Annotated in this window: 20 protein-coding genes; 11 read left to right on the top strand and 9 right to left on the bottom strand. The window is 58.4% G+C overall.

Features of this window, described 5'->3' with window-relative positions:
- Positions 1-31: 31 nt before the first annotated feature.
- Complete coding sequence (locus ONZ54_RS19355) at positions 32-457, top strand: hypothetical protein (protein ID WP_005320448.1); 426 nt, start codon at positions 32-34, stop codon at positions 455-457.
- Between the two features lie 85 nt (positions 458-542).
- Here ONZ54_RS19355 and ONZ54_RS19350 read toward each other — a convergent pair whose 3' ends face one another.
- Together ONZ54_RS19350 and dusA are read right to left on the bottom strand one after the other, a co-directional pair.
- Positions 543-692: a hypothetical protein gene (locus tag ONZ54_RS19350; RefSeq protein ID WP_021140465.1), complete on the bottom strand. Its 150-nt coding sequence runs from the start codon at positions 690-692 to the stop codon at positions 543-545.
- 2 nt (positions 693-694) lie between these two features.
- On the bottom strand, positions 695-1681 hold the full coding sequence (gene dusA, locus ONZ54_RS19345; protein WP_125596815.1) for a tRNA dihydrouridine(20/20a) synthase DusA: 987 nt from the start codon (positions 1679-1681) through the stop codon (positions 695-697).
- Between the two features lie 138 nt (positions 1682-1819).
- Between dusA and zur the strand changes: the two genes are divergently transcribed.
- From zur to ONZ54_RS19330, 3 genes are read left to right on the top strand one after another with little or no spacing between them, the layout of a single operon-like run.
- Positions 1820-2278 carry a zinc uptake transcriptional repressor Zur gene (zur, locus tag ONZ54_RS19340; protein ID WP_005320451.1) on the top strand — a complete coding sequence of 153 codons (459 nt, stop codon included), beginning with the start codon at positions 1820-1822 and terminating at the stop codon, positions 2276-2278.
- Positions 2268-2729, top strand: coding sequence for a chemotaxis protein CheX (locus ONZ54_RS19335; protein ID WP_005320452.1), 462 nt, complete (start codon positions 2268-2270; stop codon positions 2727-2729). Before zur ends, ONZ54_RS19335 begins: the two co-directional genes overlap by 11 nt.
- Positions 2730-2733: 4 nt before the next feature.
- Positions 2734-2964, top strand: a complete 231-nt coding sequence (locus ONZ54_RS19330; protein WP_005320453.1) for a hypothetical protein — start codon at positions 2734-2736, stop codon at positions 2962-2964.
- Between the two features lie 75 nt (positions 2965-3039).
- On the opposite strand, the gene brnQ is transcribed toward ONZ54_RS19330, so the two are convergent.
- Entirely contained in the window at positions 3040-4353 is a 1314-nt protein-coding gene (brnQ, locus tag ONZ54_RS19325; RefSeq protein WP_017412062.1) for a branched-chain amino acid transport system II carrier protein, read from the bottom strand.
- Between the two features lie 185 nt (positions 4354-4538).
- Positions 4539-5249 (bottom strand): tRNA1(Val) (adenine(37)-N6)-methyltransferase, encoded by a 711-nt coding sequence (locus ONZ54_RS19320; RefSeq protein ID WP_059112464.1) that lies wholly within the window; start codon positions 5247-5249, stop codon positions 4539-4541.
- Positions 5250-5377: 128 nt separating this feature from the next.
- On the opposite strand from ONZ54_RS19320, the gene srmB reads away from it, so the two are divergent.
- Positions 5378-6601, top strand: a complete 1224-nt coding sequence (gene srmB, locus ONZ54_RS19315; protein ID WP_005320462.1) for an ATP-dependent RNA helicase SrmB — start codon at positions 5378-5380, stop codon at positions 6599-6601.
- Between the two features lie 188 nt (positions 6602-6789).
- Here srmB and yaaA read toward each other — a convergent pair whose 3' ends face one another.
- Genes yaaA through tapT form a run of 3 tightly spaced genes read right to left on the bottom strand, consistent with a single transcriptional unit; the run spans position 6790 to position 9774 of the window.
- Positions 6790-7563, bottom strand: a complete 774-nt coding sequence (gene yaaA / locus ONZ54_RS19310) for a peroxide stress protein YaaA (RefSeq protein WP_087757148.1) — start codon at positions 7561-7563, stop codon at positions 6790-6792.
- A 31-nt stretch (positions 7564-7594) separates the two neighbouring features.
- On the bottom strand, positions 7595-8704 hold the full coding sequence (tapU, locus tag ONZ54_RS19305) for a type IVa pilus ATPase TapU (protein WP_021140458.1): 1110 nt from the start codon (positions 8702-8704) through the stop codon (positions 7595-7597).
- 35 nt (positions 8705-8739) lie between these two features.
- Positions 8740-9774 carry a type IVa pilus ATPase TapT gene (gene tapT, locus ONZ54_RS19300; protein WP_005320466.1) on the bottom strand — a complete coding sequence of 345 codons (1035 nt, stop codon included), beginning with the start codon at positions 9772-9774 and terminating at the stop codon, positions 8740-8742.
- A gap of 39 nt (positions 9775-9813) precedes the next feature.
- Between tapT and ONZ54_RS19295 the strand changes: the two genes are divergently transcribed.
- From ONZ54_RS19295 to ONZ54_RS19275, 5 genes are all read left to right on the top strand, one after another.
- The gene (locus tag ONZ54_RS19295; protein ID WP_271786936.1) at positions 9814-10515 is read left to right on the top strand and encodes a YggS family pyridoxal phosphate-dependent enzyme; all 702 of its coding nucleotides are present in this window, start codon (positions 9814-9816) and stop codon (positions 10513-10515) included.
- Positions 10516-10605: 90 nt separating this feature from the next.
- Positions 10606-11430, top strand: a complete 825-nt coding sequence (gene proC, locus ONZ54_RS19290; RefSeq protein ID WP_271786935.1) for a pyrroline-5-carboxylate reductase — start codon at positions 10606-10608, stop codon at positions 11428-11430.
- 28 nt (positions 11431-11458) lie between these two features.
- Complete coding sequence (locus ONZ54_RS19285) at positions 11459-12010, top strand: YggT family protein (protein ID WP_005320477.1); 552 nt, start codon at positions 11459-11461, stop codon at positions 12008-12010.
- Positions 12010-12309, top strand: a complete 300-nt coding sequence (gene yggU / locus ONZ54_RS19280; protein WP_005320479.1) for a DUF167 family protein YggU — start codon at positions 12010-12012, stop codon at positions 12307-12309. Before ONZ54_RS19285 ends, yggU begins: the two co-directional genes overlap by 1 nt.
- Before the next feature lie 18 nt (positions 12310-12327).
- Entirely contained in the window at positions 12328-12747 is a 420-nt protein-coding gene (locus ONZ54_RS19275; protein WP_005320482.1) for a DUF4426 domain-containing protein, read from the top strand.
- 68 nt (positions 12748-12815) lie between these two features.
- Here the strand turns inward: ONZ54_RS19275 and ONZ54_RS19270 are convergent, their stop codons facing one another.
- Positions 12816-13115 (bottom strand): hypothetical protein, encoded by a 300-nt coding sequence (locus ONZ54_RS19270; RefSeq protein WP_011899099.1) that lies wholly within the window; start codon positions 13113-13115, stop codon positions 12816-12818.
- A gap of 109 nt (positions 13116-13224) precedes the next feature.
- On the bottom strand, positions 13225-14829 hold the full coding sequence (locus ONZ54_RS19265; protein WP_155604018.1) for a peptide ABC transporter substrate-binding protein: 1605 nt from the start codon (positions 14827-14829) through the stop codon (positions 13225-13227).
- 181 nt (positions 14830-15010) lie between these two features.
- On the opposite strand from ONZ54_RS19265, the gene ONZ54_RS19260 reads away from it, so the two are divergent.
- Positions 15011-15718: a ParB-like protein gene (locus ONZ54_RS19260; protein ID WP_005320489.1), complete on the top strand. Its 708-nt coding sequence runs from the start codon at positions 15011-15013 to the stop codon at positions 15716-15718.
- The last annotated feature ends 47 nt before the right edge of the window (positions 15719-15765 follow it).

Raw genomic sequence — 15765 nt, 5'->3', positions numbered from 1 at the left:
AGATATGGCGTGCGCCGTAGTGAGGTGGATGATGGAACAGAAAAATGCCATTCGGCAGGTTGCCGTACCTTGGGCTCCGTCCCGCCAACTCCCCCCAGGCCTGGTTGTGGCCGAGCTTCATCAGGATATCTGGAGTGACTCCCTGACCGTCATGCTGGGTCGGGCGCGCAGTATCGATCTGCCGCCACAGATCCTGTGTCGAGTCTATTTTCGTCATATCTTCGCCGTTCGGGTCATGGAGGACTGTGATCTGTCGGAAGGCAAGGAGAGCCATGCCATCGAGGAGCAGATCCAGCTCATCACCCCGTCCCGTTTCGCCAGCTGGTTCCATCAGGAGTCGGAGGGTCTGCATCTGGATGAGGATCTGCAGCACTATCGCATCTCGACCTGGGACTACTGTGCCGACGTACTGACATCATTTGCGCCCGAACTGCAGTTTGTGGACAAGGGGGAGTAGCTCAGGAGCGATGGCCCCATAGAGAAAAGCGGGTAACACCTAGTGTTACCCGCTTTTTCATTGGTTGGCAGGGAGGTGACAAGGATCAGCTCAGCAAATGATCCTTGTGCAGGCCCAGCACGATCAGCAGACCGAGAAAGTAGAAGGCGCTGAGCTTGATGCCGAGGATGGCCAACAGTCCGGCGCAGAGCCGGACGACTGCCTTGTGCAGCCATGAACCCGTGAAGCGGTACATGATTACTCTACCGATTCGGCGCTGGCGAATTCCGGCACCTTGGCCATGGCATCCAGCACAACTTGAATGCCGGCGCCCGGCTTGCAGGCGTTCTCGCTAAGGTGACGACGCCAGGCTCGGGCTCCCTGCATGTTCTGGAACAGGCCCAGCATGTGGCGGGTCATGTGGGAGAGGTAGTTGCCTTTGGCCAGCTCCTGCTCCATGTAGGGGAGCATCATTCGCACGACCTCATGGCGGCTCGGGATCTCGCTCGCCAGACCGAACAGCTGGCTGTCTACCTGCGCCAGTATGTAGGGGTTCTGGTAGGCCTCACGCCCCATCATGACCCCATCCACCTGCTGCAGATGTTCCAGCGTTTGCTCGAGGCTGGTGACTCCGCCGTTGAGGGCTATGGTCAGCTCGGGATAATCCTGTTTGACCCGATAGACGCGGGGATAGTCGAGCGGCGGGATTTCGCGGTTTTCACGTGGGCTCAGACCGCTGAGCCATGCCTTGCGGGCATGGACGATGAAGGTATCGCAACCGGCATCACGCACCTGCTCGATAAAAGCCTGCAAAAATTCGTAGGAGTCCTGATCGTCGATACCGATCCGGGTCTTGACCGTCACCGGGATATCGACCACATCGCGCATCGCCTTGACGCAGTCGGCCACCAGCGCCGGTTCACCCATCAGGCAGGCACCGAAGCGGCCATTTTGAACCCGATCGGACGGGCAGCCGACGTTGAGGTTGATCTCGTCATAGCCGCGCTCCCGGGCCAGCTTGGCGCAGTGGGCCAGATCCGCCGGATTGCTGCCACCCAGCTGCAGGGAGACGGGGTGCTCCTGCTCGCTGTAACCCAGATAATCTCCTTTGCCATGGATGATGGCACCCGTGGTCACCATTTCGGTATAGAGCAAGGTCTGGCGGGTCATCAGACGGTGGAAATAACGGCAATGCCGATCGGTCCAGTCCAGCATGGGGGCGATGGAAAAACGCTGCGCCTGCATAAAAATCATCCGGGTTGGCTAAACAAAGGGGCGGGATTTTATCACAACGTGAGGCAGCCCCAGAAAATGAATTTTGTCGCCGCGCCATGCGAGGCCCTGTGGTAGTATCCGGCTAATAGAAAGGGTATTTGCGTGATCATGAATCAAGACCAACTTTTACAACGAGCCGAACGACTCTGCGAACAACGCGGGATCCGCTTCACCCCTACCCGGCGCCAGGTATTCACTCTGCTGGCCGCCCACGGCAACGCCATTAGCGCCTATGATCTGCTGGCTCAACTGCAGCAAACCGAGGCTCATGCCAAGCCGCCGACTGTCTATCGAGCGCTCGATTTTTTGCTCGAGCAGGGTTTTGCCCACAAGGTGGAGTCGCTCAACGCTTTCATATTCTGCTGTCATTTTGACCATGCCCATCCGATGCAGTTGCTTATTTGTGACGAGTGCGGGGATGTGGTAGAGCTTCATGACACTGCCATCGATAGCGCGTTTTCCGAGCAGGCCCACCAGCATGGCTTTACTATTACCAATAAGACAATAGAGGCACATGGACAATGTGCTCGCTGTACGCCCACCGTAGGAAGTCAACATGAAGGCTGATTTTGTAAACCCATTCCTGCTTTCCCTGCTCAATGTGCTTTCTACCATGGCACAGCTGGAGCTCAGACCAGGGAAACCCAAGCGCAAGATGGACGAATTGGCGCGCGGCGATGTCTCAGGTCTTATCGGCATGGTCGGCCCGCAGACCCGGGGTTCCCTCTCCATCAGTTTCGAGAAGGGACTGGCACTGGAGATCATGCGCCGCATGCTGGGTGAAGCCCCGGCGACCATCAATGAAGAAGTGACCGACATGGTGGGCGAGATCACCAACATGGTGACCGGCGGCGCCAAGCGCATGCTGGGGGAGAAGGGCTACGAGTTTGATATGGCGACCCCCATCATAGTTTCGGGCCCGAACCATACCATTACCCATAGGGCCGACGGCACCAAGATCATGATGCCGTTCGAGTCAGACTACGGTCGTGCCACAATCGAAATCTGTTTCGAGTAATGCTATGTGGAAAGCGCTGAAATGGCTTTTCATCGGCTGGGTTTTGCTACTCATATTGTCTGATGTCCAGATCAGCACCTCGCTCTACAAGTACGACGACAACAAGGTGGTAGTGAGTTTTCCGCGCTGGCAGGCAGACAGGCCTTGGGGCACGTTTCAGTGGCATGCCGGTCGGATTGAGACGCACTGGTATGGCCTGGAAGGAAAACCCAAACCGATAGTCCCGCTGCTTTGATGTTGTGGTGACGGATCAGAGAAAAGAGAGAGGCCAGCATATGCTGGCCTCTTTTTATATCGGAACAAATTGTTGTCAGGCGGCTTCGGCAGCCAGCTTCTCGCTGGAGCGCACCGCCATGCCCAGGCCACAGGCCAGCAGGGTCGGCAGCAACCAGGCCAGGCCCTTGTCAAACAGTGGCAGGAAGGCAAAGGCATCCATCTTCATGCCGGCAGCACCCAGACCATCCAGGCAACCGAACAGGAACGCTACCATCAGGACAGAGCGGAATGCCAGACGGGGACGACCGAAGTATCCCTTCAGGAAGGTGACCAGCACGAGTGCCACTGCGACCGGATAGATGGCGACCAGCACAGGGATGGAGAGGCTGATTAGCTGGCTCAGACCCACGTTGGCGACGATGGCGCAGATGGTACCCAGCAGGACAACCAGCTTCTTGTAGCTCATGCCTGTGAGATTGTGGAAGAAGTCAGAGCAGGCGGAGATGAGGCCCACTGCGGTAGTGAAGCAAGCCAGGGTGATGATGCCGGCCAGAATGAACTGACCCGGTTGACCGAACAGGCTCAGCACATAGGCGTTGACGATGGCGCCGCCATTGCTGACGTCGGTGGCAACCCCGGCTGCGGTATTACCCAGCTGGAACAGGGAAACATAGACCACGGACAGACCGATGGCAGATATAAGGCCTGCAATGGCCAGATATTTGAACTGGCTCTTGTAGTCGTTGATCCCCTTCTGGCGCAGCAGATCGATGATCAGGGCACCAAACATCAGGGAGGCCAGGGTATCCATGGTGTTATAGCCTTCCAGGATCCCCTTCACGAACGGGCCCTCGAGATAGTCACCGGTGGCGCTCGGTATTGTGCCTTGCGGTGCGACGAAGACGCCGACGGCCAGGGTTAGCAACAGTACCATCAGAACCGGCATCAGGTATTTGCCGATGGTATCCATCAGCTTGCCCTGATTGAGGGAGACCAGTATGGCAATGCCGAAGAAGATCACTGTATAGGCGGCAAGACCGGCTTGACCCATATCACCGATAAAGGGCTTGAGGCCCATTTCATAGGCAACCAGACCGGTACGTGGAGCAGCAAAGGCCGGGCCAATGATGATATAGATGGCCACGGCAAGTGCTGTTGCCAGTCCGGCAGGCAGAAATTTGGTCATGCCAGCCCAGCCATTGCCCGCTTTGGCAACAGCAATGATGGTGATGAGGGGCAGGCCCACGGCTGTGACCAGGAAGCCCAGCATGGCCAGAGAGAGGTGCTCACCTGCCATGTAGCCTGCCAATGGCGGGAAAATGATGTTACCGGCGCCCAGATAGAACGCAAAGGTCATGAAGCCCAATCCGAGTACATCGGATAATGTGAGTGATTTCGTCAAGTTCAACCTCGTCTGTCTTGTAAACTATTGCTTGTTATAGTTTTTTATTGGTCAGTGACCGGCGTTGTTCAGGGGGAAAAAAAAGGAGCCCCGCGTGTTTTTTCATCACAACCAGTGGTTTGAGCTGGTCTGGAGCGGGCGCTCGTTTGAGAGTCAGCATAATGGCGTGAAAAAATAGTTCAAGACGAAATTTACATCTTCAAATAGAAGGGGTGGGTCAGTTGGATGTATCTGTCGGAATAGGCTCCCCCAGCAGAATGGATCACAATCTCACCCTGCTCACACCTGTTTAATCCTCTGCCAAGTAGCAATAAAACACGATTTGCCTCTTTCCCGGCTCTGGTGATAACAGCTGTATAACAAACCCCATGCAGATCATAATCTGCCGAGATGCATAAAATTTCATCGGCCATGGCGGTCGGCAACACCAGCGCGACTTGTCCGACAGGGGTCAGCAAGCGATCGCATGCTGCCAGCAGATCCCGGCTGTCGAGGGAGCCTGTATGTCGAGCCAGTGCCCTGGCCGGGTCGCGCAGAGACTGGCCTGCTCCAAAGTAGGGAGGGTTGGAGACGATGAGGTCATAGGGGGTCGCCTGATAATCCTGAATGGCGCCCTCCATGATGTTGATCCGGGTTTCCCAGGGGGAGGCCGCCACATTCTCTCTGGCCTGAGTCGCTGCATTCATATCCAGCTCCACCGCATCTATGATGCAGTCGGATCTGCTGCGTTGGGCCAGCATGAGTGCAACCAGGCCGCTACCGGTACCTATGTCCAGTACCCGGCGGGTGTCGGCCACCGGTGCCCAGGCGCCTAGCAGTATGCCGTCCGTGCCGACTTTCATGGCGCAGCGGTCGTGCTCGACGTGAAACTGTTTGAAGGTAAAGCCGCTATTTCGTCCCATCTGACCCCCGCCATATGCCAGTTACACACAAAATGGTCGGCGATTATAGCGACTAAGCCACAGTCACCATAGGAGCCGACGGCATAATCGCCTATAATCTGCCGTTTCCTTAATGACCGAGTATTGCCATGAGCCAGTCCTTTGATGATTTCGACCTGCATCCAGCCCTCAACCGGGCCTTGGCCGAGATGGGATTCACCCGCCCGACCACCATCCAGCAGATGGTGTTGGAGCCAGCCCTGGACGGCCGCGATATTCTGGCATCCGCTCCGACCGGTACCGGCAAGACGGCGGCCTTCGTGCTGCCTGCCCTGCAACATCTGCTGGATTTCCCGCGCCGCAAGCCTGGCCCGTGCCGCATGCTGATCCTGACCCCGACCCGCGAGCTGGCGTTGCAAGTTACTGCCCACGCCAAGGCGCTGGCAGTGCACACCAACCTCAGCATCGAGACCATCATTGGCGGCGTCAGCCACGAAGAGCAGCTGCCTGCCCTGACCAAGACCACCGACATAGTGGTCGCTACTCCGGGCCGTCTGCTCGAGTACATAGATAAAGAAGAGTTCGAGAGCCATGACATCGAAGTGCTGGTACTGGATGAAGCGGACCGCATGCTGGACATGGGTTTTGTCAAGGATGTGAATCGGATAGTGGCGGAGGCGCGGTATCGCAAGCACACCATGCTGTTCTCTGCGACCCTGGAAGGGGCCGGGCTGGAGAAGTTTGCCAACGAGATCCTCAACGAGCCGGTTGAACTCCATGCCGAGCCGCCCCGCAGCGAACGTCGCCCAATTACCCAGTGGGTACATCTGGCCGATGACGCCGCCCACAAGCTGGCCCTGTTGATCCACATCCTCAAGGATCCGGAAACCCAGAAAGCCATCGTCTTCGTCAGAACCCGCGAGCGCCTGGCCGAACTCTCTGGCCAATTGCAGGCTGCGGGTATTCCATGTGCCTGGATCCGTGGCGAGATGGAACAGAGCAAGCGTGTCGAGTCGATCCGCAAGTTCCATGCAGGGGAAGTCCCCTTCCTCGTTGCCACCGACGTTGCCGCCCGTGGCATTGACCTGCCCAACGTCAGCCATGTCATCAACTACGACATGCCCTATGGTACAGACGTCTATGTGCACCGCATTGGCCGTACCGGTCGCGCCGGCAACCGTGGCTGCGCCATCAGCCTGGTGGAAGCCCACGACATGGGCATGGTCGCCAAGATTGAGCGTTACACCGAAGAGCGTCTCAAGCGGCGGGTGATCGACGAGCTGCGTCCCAAGCACAAAGAAGCACGAGTGCCGGTGAAGAAGAAAAAGCCGAAGGATGGCAAGAAGAAGAGTGCCAAGAAGAAAAAGAAGTAAGCCATACCTGCAGCAACGGCCATCCTCGGATGGCCGTTTTGCCAAGTGGATCCTGGATGGGGAAGTAGCGCGGGAATCGCGCGCAGAAAAAAGCCGACGCATAGACGTCGGCTGATAAAAAGTGCTTACAACAGAGGATTCACGTATTCAGACCCGGGGATCCTGAATTTGGTTCCCTCTTTCTGTAATTAATTTTCGGCACGTTTAAACATCAGGGTATGAGCGTCAGACTCTTCTGGCACGAAGTAGTAACCATCGACGTTGAAACCAGTCAGTTGCTCAACCTCGGTCAGCCTGTGTTTGATGATGTGGCGGGCCATCATGCCGCGCGCCTTTTTGGCGTAGAAGCTGATGATCTTGAACTGGCCATTCTTCTCGTCCTTGAACACAGGGGTGACGATCCTGCCCTTCAGTGCTTTCGGTCGTACCGACTTGAAATACTCGTCAGAGGCCAGGTTGATCAGCACCTCGTCCCCCTGCGCCGTCAGCGCTGCATTGATGTGCTGGGTAATCACATCCCCCCAAAACTGGTAGAGGTCCTTGCCGCGACTGTTATCTAGCCGGGTCCCCATCTCCAGCCGATAGGGCATCATGAGATCGAGCGGGCGCAGCACGCCGTAGAGGCCGGAGAGCATGCGAAGGTGCGCCTGGGCAAAGTCGAAATCCCCGTCACTGAAATCTTCTACCGCAAGCCCTGTGTAGACATCCCCCTTGAACGCAAGCAGCGCCTGGCGGGCGTTGTCTGGATGGAAGTCAGGTTGCCACTGGGCAAAACGGGCGGCATTGAGGCCGGCCAGCTTGTCGCTGATCTTCATCAGACTGGCGATCTGATCCGGTGTCAGTTGGCGGGCCCGGGTGATCAGCTCAGCCGAGTGATCCAGCAATTGGGGTTGGGTGAAACGGGAGGTCACCAGAGGTGACTCGTAATCCAGCGTCTTGGCCGGGGAAACCACAATCAGCATAACGATCCTTTATAGCGGTGACACACGTCCCTCATTCATCCAGGGTGACGTTGTCGAGTGTGCCTGCACCCATCTGCTCACGGCCGGACAGCTTGATCAGCAGTCGCAGGTCGTTGGCCGAGTCGGCATGGGCAAGGGCCTCACTGTAGCCAATTTGGCCGGCACAAAACAGGGTAAACAGCGCCTGATCGAAGGTCTGCATGCCAAGCTCGGTGGATTTGGTCATCACCTCCTTGAGACGATGAACCTCGCCTTTGCGGATGATATCCGTGATGAGCGGCGTGTTGAGCAGCACTTCAAACGCCGCGAAGCGGCGGCGACCATCCAGGCTTGGCACCAGTTGCTGGGCGACGATGGCACGCAGGTTGAAGGAGAGATCGAACAGTAACTGGCGGTGTTTCTCCTGCGGTACCAGATGGAGGATGCGATCCAGCGCCTGGTTGGCATTGTTGGCGTGCAGGGTCGCGAGGCAAAGATGGCCGGTCTCGGCAAATTGCAGTGCGAACTCCATGGTTTCCTGGCTTCGGATCTCGCCGATGAGGATAACGTCAGGTGCCTGGCGCAGGGAGCTCTTCAGCGCCACATCGAATGATTCCGTATCTATGCCCACTTCCCGCTGGGTGATCAGGCTGCGGCCGTGCTGATGCACGAACTCCACCGGATCTTCCACCGTCAGGATATGGCCGTCCGCATTCTGGTTTCGATAGCCGATCATGGCTGCCTGAGTGGTGGATTTGCCCGTTCCGGTGGCACCGACGAACAGCACCAGGCCGCGTTTGGCCATGGCCACCTCCTGCAAGATGGGCGGCAGGGTCAGTTCGTCAAAGGTTGGAATGCGGGTCTCGATACGGCGCACCACCATGCCCGGCAGCTCCTGCTGCCAGAAGGCACTCACCCGAAAGCGTCCCAGTGCCTCGCGGTGGATGGCGTAGTTGCCCTCCCTGGTGCGGATGTAGCGCTCGAAATGCTCAGGGCTGAGCGTCTCCCTGACCAGGGTCAGCGCGCTCTGCTTGTCGAGCGCTTCGCTGCCGAGGGAGAACAGATGCCCGTTGATCTTGAGGGTGGGGGGCGTCCCAACCGTGATGAACAGATCCGAGCCTTTGCGTGCGACCAGTTCGGCCAACAGAGCATCCAGATTCATAACGACTCCTTCCTTAGATTCGTTTTTCATTGTGGTTACACGCTATTGGGGTCGACCGCCTTGGCCTTGGCATCGAGTGACGCAACCACACCACGGCTGACCAGCTGCTTGAGACTCTGATCCATGGTCTGCATGCCGTGGGTCATCCCGGTCTGGATCACGGAGTAGAGCTGGGCGATCTTGTCTTCCCGTATGAGGTTGCGCACAGCGGGTATGCCCATCATGATCTCGTGGGCCGCCACCCGGCCGCCGCCTATCCGTTTGAGCAGAGTCTGGGAGATAACCGCCCGCAGGGATTCGGAGAGCATGGAGCGCACCATGTCTTTTTCCGCACCGGGGAAGACGTCGATGATACGGTCTATGGTCTTGGCTGCCGACGAGGTGTGCAGGGTGCCGAATACCAGGTGGCCGGTCTCGGCCGCCGTCATTGCCAGACGAATGGTCTCGAGGTCACGCATCTCGCCCACCAGTATGATGTCCGGGTCTTCCCGCAGTGCCGAGCGCAGGGCGTTGCTGAAGCTCTTGGTATCGCGGTGTACTTCCCGCTGGTTCACCAGACAGCGCTTGTTCTCGTGGACGAATTCGATGGGGTCTTCGATGGTGAGAATGTGGTGATGAAAGTTCTCGTTGATGTAGTTGACCATGGCCGCCAGTGTGGTGGACTTGCCCGAGCCGGTCGGCCCTGTCACCAGTACCAGGCCGCGCGGGTATTCGGAGATCTTGCGGAAGATTTCGGGGGCATCGAGATCCTCCAGGCTCAGCACTGTGCTGGGGATGGTACGGAATACGGCCCCCGAGCCGCGGGATTGCTGGAAGGCATTGACCCGGAAGCGGGCCAGATTGGGGACTTCGAACGAGAAGTCGACCTCGAAGTTCTCTTCCAGTTCCTTGCGCTGGTGGTCGTTCATGATGTCGTAAATGAGGGCATGCACTTCCCTGTGTTCCAGGGCGGGCAAATTGATCTTGCGAACCTCACCATCAACCCTGATCATCGGGGGAACCCCGGCCGAGAGGTGTAGATCCGAGGCTTTATGCTTTACACTGAAAGCCAATAACTCTGTGATATCCATAGACTTGTCATTCTCCCATCACAAGATCACTAACGAAATATGAGCCAGATTGCCCAGCACCTGCTTCAGGTAAAGGAACGTATTGTACAGGCCGCTCGCCAGGCGGATCGCTGTGTCGATCACATCAACCTGCTTGCGGTCAGCAAAACCAAGCCGCTTGAGGCCATTCGCGAGGCCTATGCAGCCGGTCAACGACGCTTCGGTGAGTCCTATGCCCAGGAAGCGGCGACCAAGATAGATACACTGCGCGAGCAAGCCATCTGTACAGACATAGAGTGGCACTTTATCGGCCCCTTGCAATCGAACAAGTCCAGGCTGGTGGCCGAACGGTTCGACTGGGTACAGAGCGTGGATCGTGACAAGCTGATCGAGCGTCTCAACAACCAGCGTCCAGCCGGGTTGGCGCCGCTAAATATCTGTCTGCAAATCAATATTAGCGGAGAGAGCAGCAAATCCGGAACGTCGGAGCAAGAGATTTTCCGGCTGGCCGAGCTGGTCTCCCGCAGTGAAAGGCTGGTATTGCGGGGGCTGATGGCCATTCCTGAACATACCAGTGACGAAGCGGTATTGGCTGCCCAGATGGTGCGCATGCAGACTCTGTTCACCGAGCTTGCGCAACAATACCCGAGCGTCGATACCCTCTCGATGGGGATGACCGAGGATCTCGAACTGGCCATCGCCCATGGCAGCACCATGGTGCGGGTCGGTACCGCCATCTTTGGAGCCCGTGACTATTCATAAGCAAGACCACCTGATGCAATATGGAACCCTCGCTTTTATCGGCGCAGGCAGTGCAGGTGTTTGCAGCCATTTCATCCACAGGAGTGTTTGATGCAGCAGAGAATCCTCGCCTTTATCGGCGCAGGCAATATGAGCCGCAGTATCATTGCCGGCCTTGTCCAGGCGGGTTATCCGGCCGAGCGTATCATCGCCGCCAATCCCAGCCGCCCCAAGCTGGATGCGCTGGCAAGCGAATATGGCATTCGCATCACCCAGAATAATGCCGAGGCGGCCCGCGAGGCCGACGTCATAGTGCTGGCGGTCAAGCCCCAGCTGATGGCGGGCATGCTGAGTGCGCTGGTCGGTGAGCTGGGGTCCCTTGAGGGCAAGCTGCTCATCTCCATCGCGGCCGGCATCAAGGTGGCCCGTCTTGGCGAGATGGCGGGCGGTCACGCTCGCATCATCCGCACCATGCCCAATACCCCTTCTCTATTGGGGTTGGGCATGACAGGTCTCTATGCCCCACCCGGTATTGAGCAAGCCGATCGCGACTTTGCCGAGCAGATGATGCAGGCCGTGGGCAAGACCCTCTGGACAGCGCAAGAGTCCGGTATCAATGGCGTGATAGCGGCGGCCGGCAGTGCGCCCGCCTACTTCTTCCTGTTCATGCAGGCGATTGCCGAAGAAGCGGAGGCCATGGGCTTCAGCCCCGAGCAGGCCCGCCTGCTGGTGCAGCAGACAGCCCTTGGCGCCGCCGCCATGGTGGAGCAGAATCCCGATTTGTCGCTGCAAACCCTGCGCGAGCAGGTGACCAGCAAGGGGGGCACCACAGCCGAGGCCATCAAGACATTCCAGGAACAGGGGCTGATGCCGCTGACCGCTCACGCCATGCAGGCAGCCGTTGCACGGGCTGCCGAGATGGAAACTCTTTTCTGAACACTCTTCTCTTACCGCTGGAGCTCAGATGAACACCGCTTACTTTCTGATTAACACGATTTTTGATATCTACCTCATGGTGGTGCTGCTGCGCGTCTGGTTGCAGTGGGCCCGCGCCGACTTCTACAACCCCATGAGCCAGATGGTGGTCAAGGTGACCAATCCGCTGGTGATACCGCTGCGCCGGGTCATTCCTGGCTTCGGTGGGGTGGACATGGCCTCGGTGCTGCTGGCGATTATCATTGCCTTCGCCAAACTGGCACTGCTCAAGAGCATGAACGTGCTGCTGGCAGACTGGCTCACCATCAGCCTGTTTGCCGCCCTGACAGTGCTGAAAAAAGCGGGTTCCATGATCTTCTGGGTGCTGCTGATCCGCGCCATCCTGAGCTGGGTCAGCCAGGGTCGCAACCCCATCGAACACGTGATGCACCAGCTGACCGAGCCCTTCCTGGCCCCTATCCGCCGCATCCTGCCGGCACTGGGCGGGCTGGATCTCTCCGTGCTGGTCGCCTTTATCGGGCTGCAGGCCATCAACTATCTGCTGGGTGATCTGTTCGGCCAGCTGTGGTGGATGATTTGATGCCAGCCGTCCTGCGGGAAGGGGATGAGCTGATATTGCATCTGATGATCCAGCCCAAGGCGAGCCGGGATCAGATCGTCGGATTGCACGGAGACGAGTTGAAAGTGGCCATCACGGCGCCGCCGGTGGATGGCCAGGCCAACAGCCACTTGATCAAGTACCTGGCCAAGCAGTTCAAGGTGGCCAAGGGACAGGTTCGCATAGTGCGCGGGGAGCTGGGACGGCACAAGACGGTTGCCATCGAGTCGCCCAGGCAGATCCCCGCCGAGATCCATGCCCTGCTGGAGACTCAGGGATAACACGAGAAGGATGACACCATGAAAACAGCCTGGATAAGCTGCCTGCTGGCACTGCTGATGACGTTGCCGCTGCGGGCGGAACAGATGAAGGAGCTGGGGCCCTGGCAAGTGCACTACAGCGCCTTCAACTCCAGCTTCCTTACTCCGGACGTGGCCAAGGCCTACGGTCTGGAGCGCAGTCGCTACAACGGCATCATCAATATCGCTGTGCAGAACAAGCAAGGGGTGGCACAGGCGGTGGGGATCACGGGCGAGGCCAAGAACCTCACCGGTACCCTGCGCACTCTGACCTTCCAGGAGGTCAAGGAGGGGGACGCCATCTACTATCTGGCTGTGCTGCCCTATCGCAACCAGGATACCTACCAGTTCACCTTGAAGATCATGGGGGAGGGGCAGCAGCAGACGCTCACCTTCCAGCAGACCTTCTACGTCGACTGAGGCAAGTGTCTCGCTCGATAAATGAAAAAGCCCCGAACTCAGGTTCGGGGCTTTTTCATTCGGCTGATTCAGCTGGCGGGCGTGAAGTCGTGGATCTCCCCCGGTCTCGGGTTGAAGCGGGGGTCCTGATCCTGGTGATGCGTCGCCCACTCCATGGCCTGACAGAAGCTCTCCTGCTTGGCAAATTCGTCGCGCATCTGATCGATGGCCCGCTCGGCCAGGCGTCGCTTCATCTTGCTGGCATTGCGATCGCTGAATTGCTGGTGCTGGGTCAGCATCCAGTCCGTGAACGCCTGACGGCATTGTGACTCGCTTGCAGCGTGGGCAGGCAGTGTGACCAGCAGGGGGATCATCAATAAGAAACGCATAACAAACCGGATAAGAGAGTGGGGGTTGATGGAAAGGGCGGCATTTTATGCCTAAAACGTGAGCATGAACAGCCCTGAATGGGGGCCAGTCAGGCTGGCCCCCGCATGATCAGTGCTTGATGAGGTAGAGCTGGCGGCTATAGGCCACGTCTTCCGGGTTGTTGATGGGATACCCCTTGAGCCAGGGTTTGATCAGCCGTGCATTGGTGTACTGATAGATGGGGGCGATCGGCGCCTCATCTTGCAAGATGGACTCGGCTTCGTCGAACAGGCGGGCTCGCTCACCGGGATCCCGGCTCTTGGCCGCTTGAGCCAGGATCTCGTCATAGCGTGCATTGGCGAAGCGGGCCATGTTGCCACTGTGCCGTGATCCCCACAGGCCGAGGAAGGCAGAAGGATCGTTGTAATCGGCCACCCAGGAGGAGCGGATCACCTCGAACTGACCGCTCTGGCGGCTGTCGAGATAGGTCTTCCACTCCTGATTGGTAAGCTCGACTTGCGCCCCCAGTTTCTGCTTCCACAGGTTGGCGATGGCCAGCGCCATCTTCTTGTGGATTTCGGCGGTGTTGTAAAGCAGGGTCAGCTTGAGCGGCTTGGCCGGGCCATAGCCCGCCTCTTGCAGCAATGCTCTGGCCCTGGCATCGAGATCTTGCTGGCTGGTGCTGGAGAGCAGGTTGGCCTTGGGTTCAAAATCGGCCGTCACATCCGGCGTGAAGCGATAAGCCGGTTTCTCGCCAGTCCCCAGTACCTTGGCGGCAATGAGGCCGCGGTCGATGGTGTAGGAGAGCGCCTTGCGCACCCGCACATCGTTCAGCGGTGGCAGCTGGGTATTGAAGGCGTAGTAGTAGGTGCCGAGTTGATCCGGGGTATGGACCTCACCCGGGATCTGCTGCATCAGCTTGTGATACTGCTCCTTGGGGAAGGATTCCGTGATGTGCAGATCCCCTGCCAGGTAGCGATTGGTGGCGGCGGTTTCCTGGTTGATGGGGACGAAGGTGACCTTGGTCAGCACTGTATGAGCCCTGTCCCAATAATGGGGATTGGGGGCCAGCTCCAGCTTCTCGTTCACCACCCGTTGGCTCAGCACGAAGGCGCCGTTGCCGACCAGCTTGCCCGGCTGGGTCCACTGGTTGCCGTACTGTTCCATGCTGGCCTGATGCAGGGGTGACAGGCTGGGGTGGGTCAGCAGGCTCAGGAAATAGGGGACCGGCTGGGAGAGGGTCACCTGCAGCGTGTGCTCGTCGAGGGCTTTTACCCCGAGCGCCTCGGGCGGCAGCTTGCCAGCTACTATCTCGTCCACCTTGGTGAAGTGAGCCAGCTGGGCAAACCAGGCGAAGGTAGCGGCCTCCTTTGGATCAACCAGCTTGCGCCAGCCGTAGACGAAGTCGGCAGCCTTGACCTTGTCACCGTTGGACCAGCGTGCATCCGGTCGCAAATGGAAGGTAAACTGCTGATTGTCCTTGTTGTCCCACCGCGTCGCGACGCCAGGCAGCACCTTGCCATCCGGCCCCTGGGTCAGCAGCCCCTCGTAGAGGTCTCGCAATACCTGCAGTTCGGGCAGGCCGACCAGCTTGAGCGGGCTCAGGCTTGCCGGTTCATCTTTCAGGTGACGCACGACGGCCTGTTCGGCGGCGAGTTGGGTGCCGGGTGGAACATCGGCGGCCTGGACACAGGCACAACCCAGCAGGGCCAGCAAGGGACTCCATCCTTTCATGGTTAATCCTTCAAATAGTGTGAAGCGGGGAGAAAACTCGGCGAGAAATGATCGCCGGCAGACGGGAAATCATGATATCCCCTTTGCTGGTCAGACCGCCAGTATGAGTCCCGGTATTTCAGGGACGGTATGGAACCTTATTTGACCCGCTGATCTGCGATCAGGGGAAGAGGAGTGAACGATGAGAGCATGGATCCTGTTGGCCTTGGCCATTAGTCAGGGCGCCTGGGCGCTGGCGCCTTGTGAGCGCGAGACTCAGGTCGGCAGCTGGTGCGAGGTGAACATAGATCAGTTGCATCCGACCCAGGGCGGTGTTGGCCAGATCCAGGTCGACAATACTCAGGCAGAACTGGCGGGCAAGAGCGAGAAGCAGCTCGATAAAGTGATGAAAAAGAAAGAGATCCCCATCGTCATAGCACCGGATGGCGGCTACTGGCTGGTGGACAGGCATCACCTCACCAAGGCGCTGTGGCAACTGGGGGTGAAGCAGGCCAGGGTCAAGGTGATAGCGCGGCTGCAGGACAAGTCCAGCTTCTGGAGCCAGATGCAGGGCAATCACTGGGCCTGGCTCAAGGATGAGAAGGGAGCCCCCCTGACTCCGGAGCAGTTACCTGTCCATATCGGCGACTTGCCCGATTACCCCTACCGGACTGTGGCGGGCATGCTGCAGGATGCGGGTTATTTCGAGAAGCGGGATCAGGTCTATTTTGTCGAGTTTGCCTGGGCCAGCTGGCTCGGCCAGCAGCTGAACTGGCTACCGGTCGATGGCGCCAGCTTGATGGAACGCCTCAATCAGGCCAAACGGCTGGCGTGCAGCAGCAAGGCCAGTGATCTGCCCGGTTATCCCGGCAAGCAGTGTCGGGTCAATCAGTCACGCAGCGGCAGCTGAATCAGGGAAACAGCAGGTCGAGTACGGGGCGCCCGGGCGCCCCGTAC

Origin of the sequence: Aeromonas salmonicida, from assembly GCF_028355655.1 — a bacterium.
Classification (GTDB): domain Bacteria; phylum Pseudomonadota; class Gammaproteobacteria; order Enterobacterales; family Aeromonadaceae; genus Aeromonas; species Aeromonas salmonicida.
Note: the sequence above shows the minus strand (reverse complement) of the source record. Positions and strands in the feature narration are given on the sequence as shown.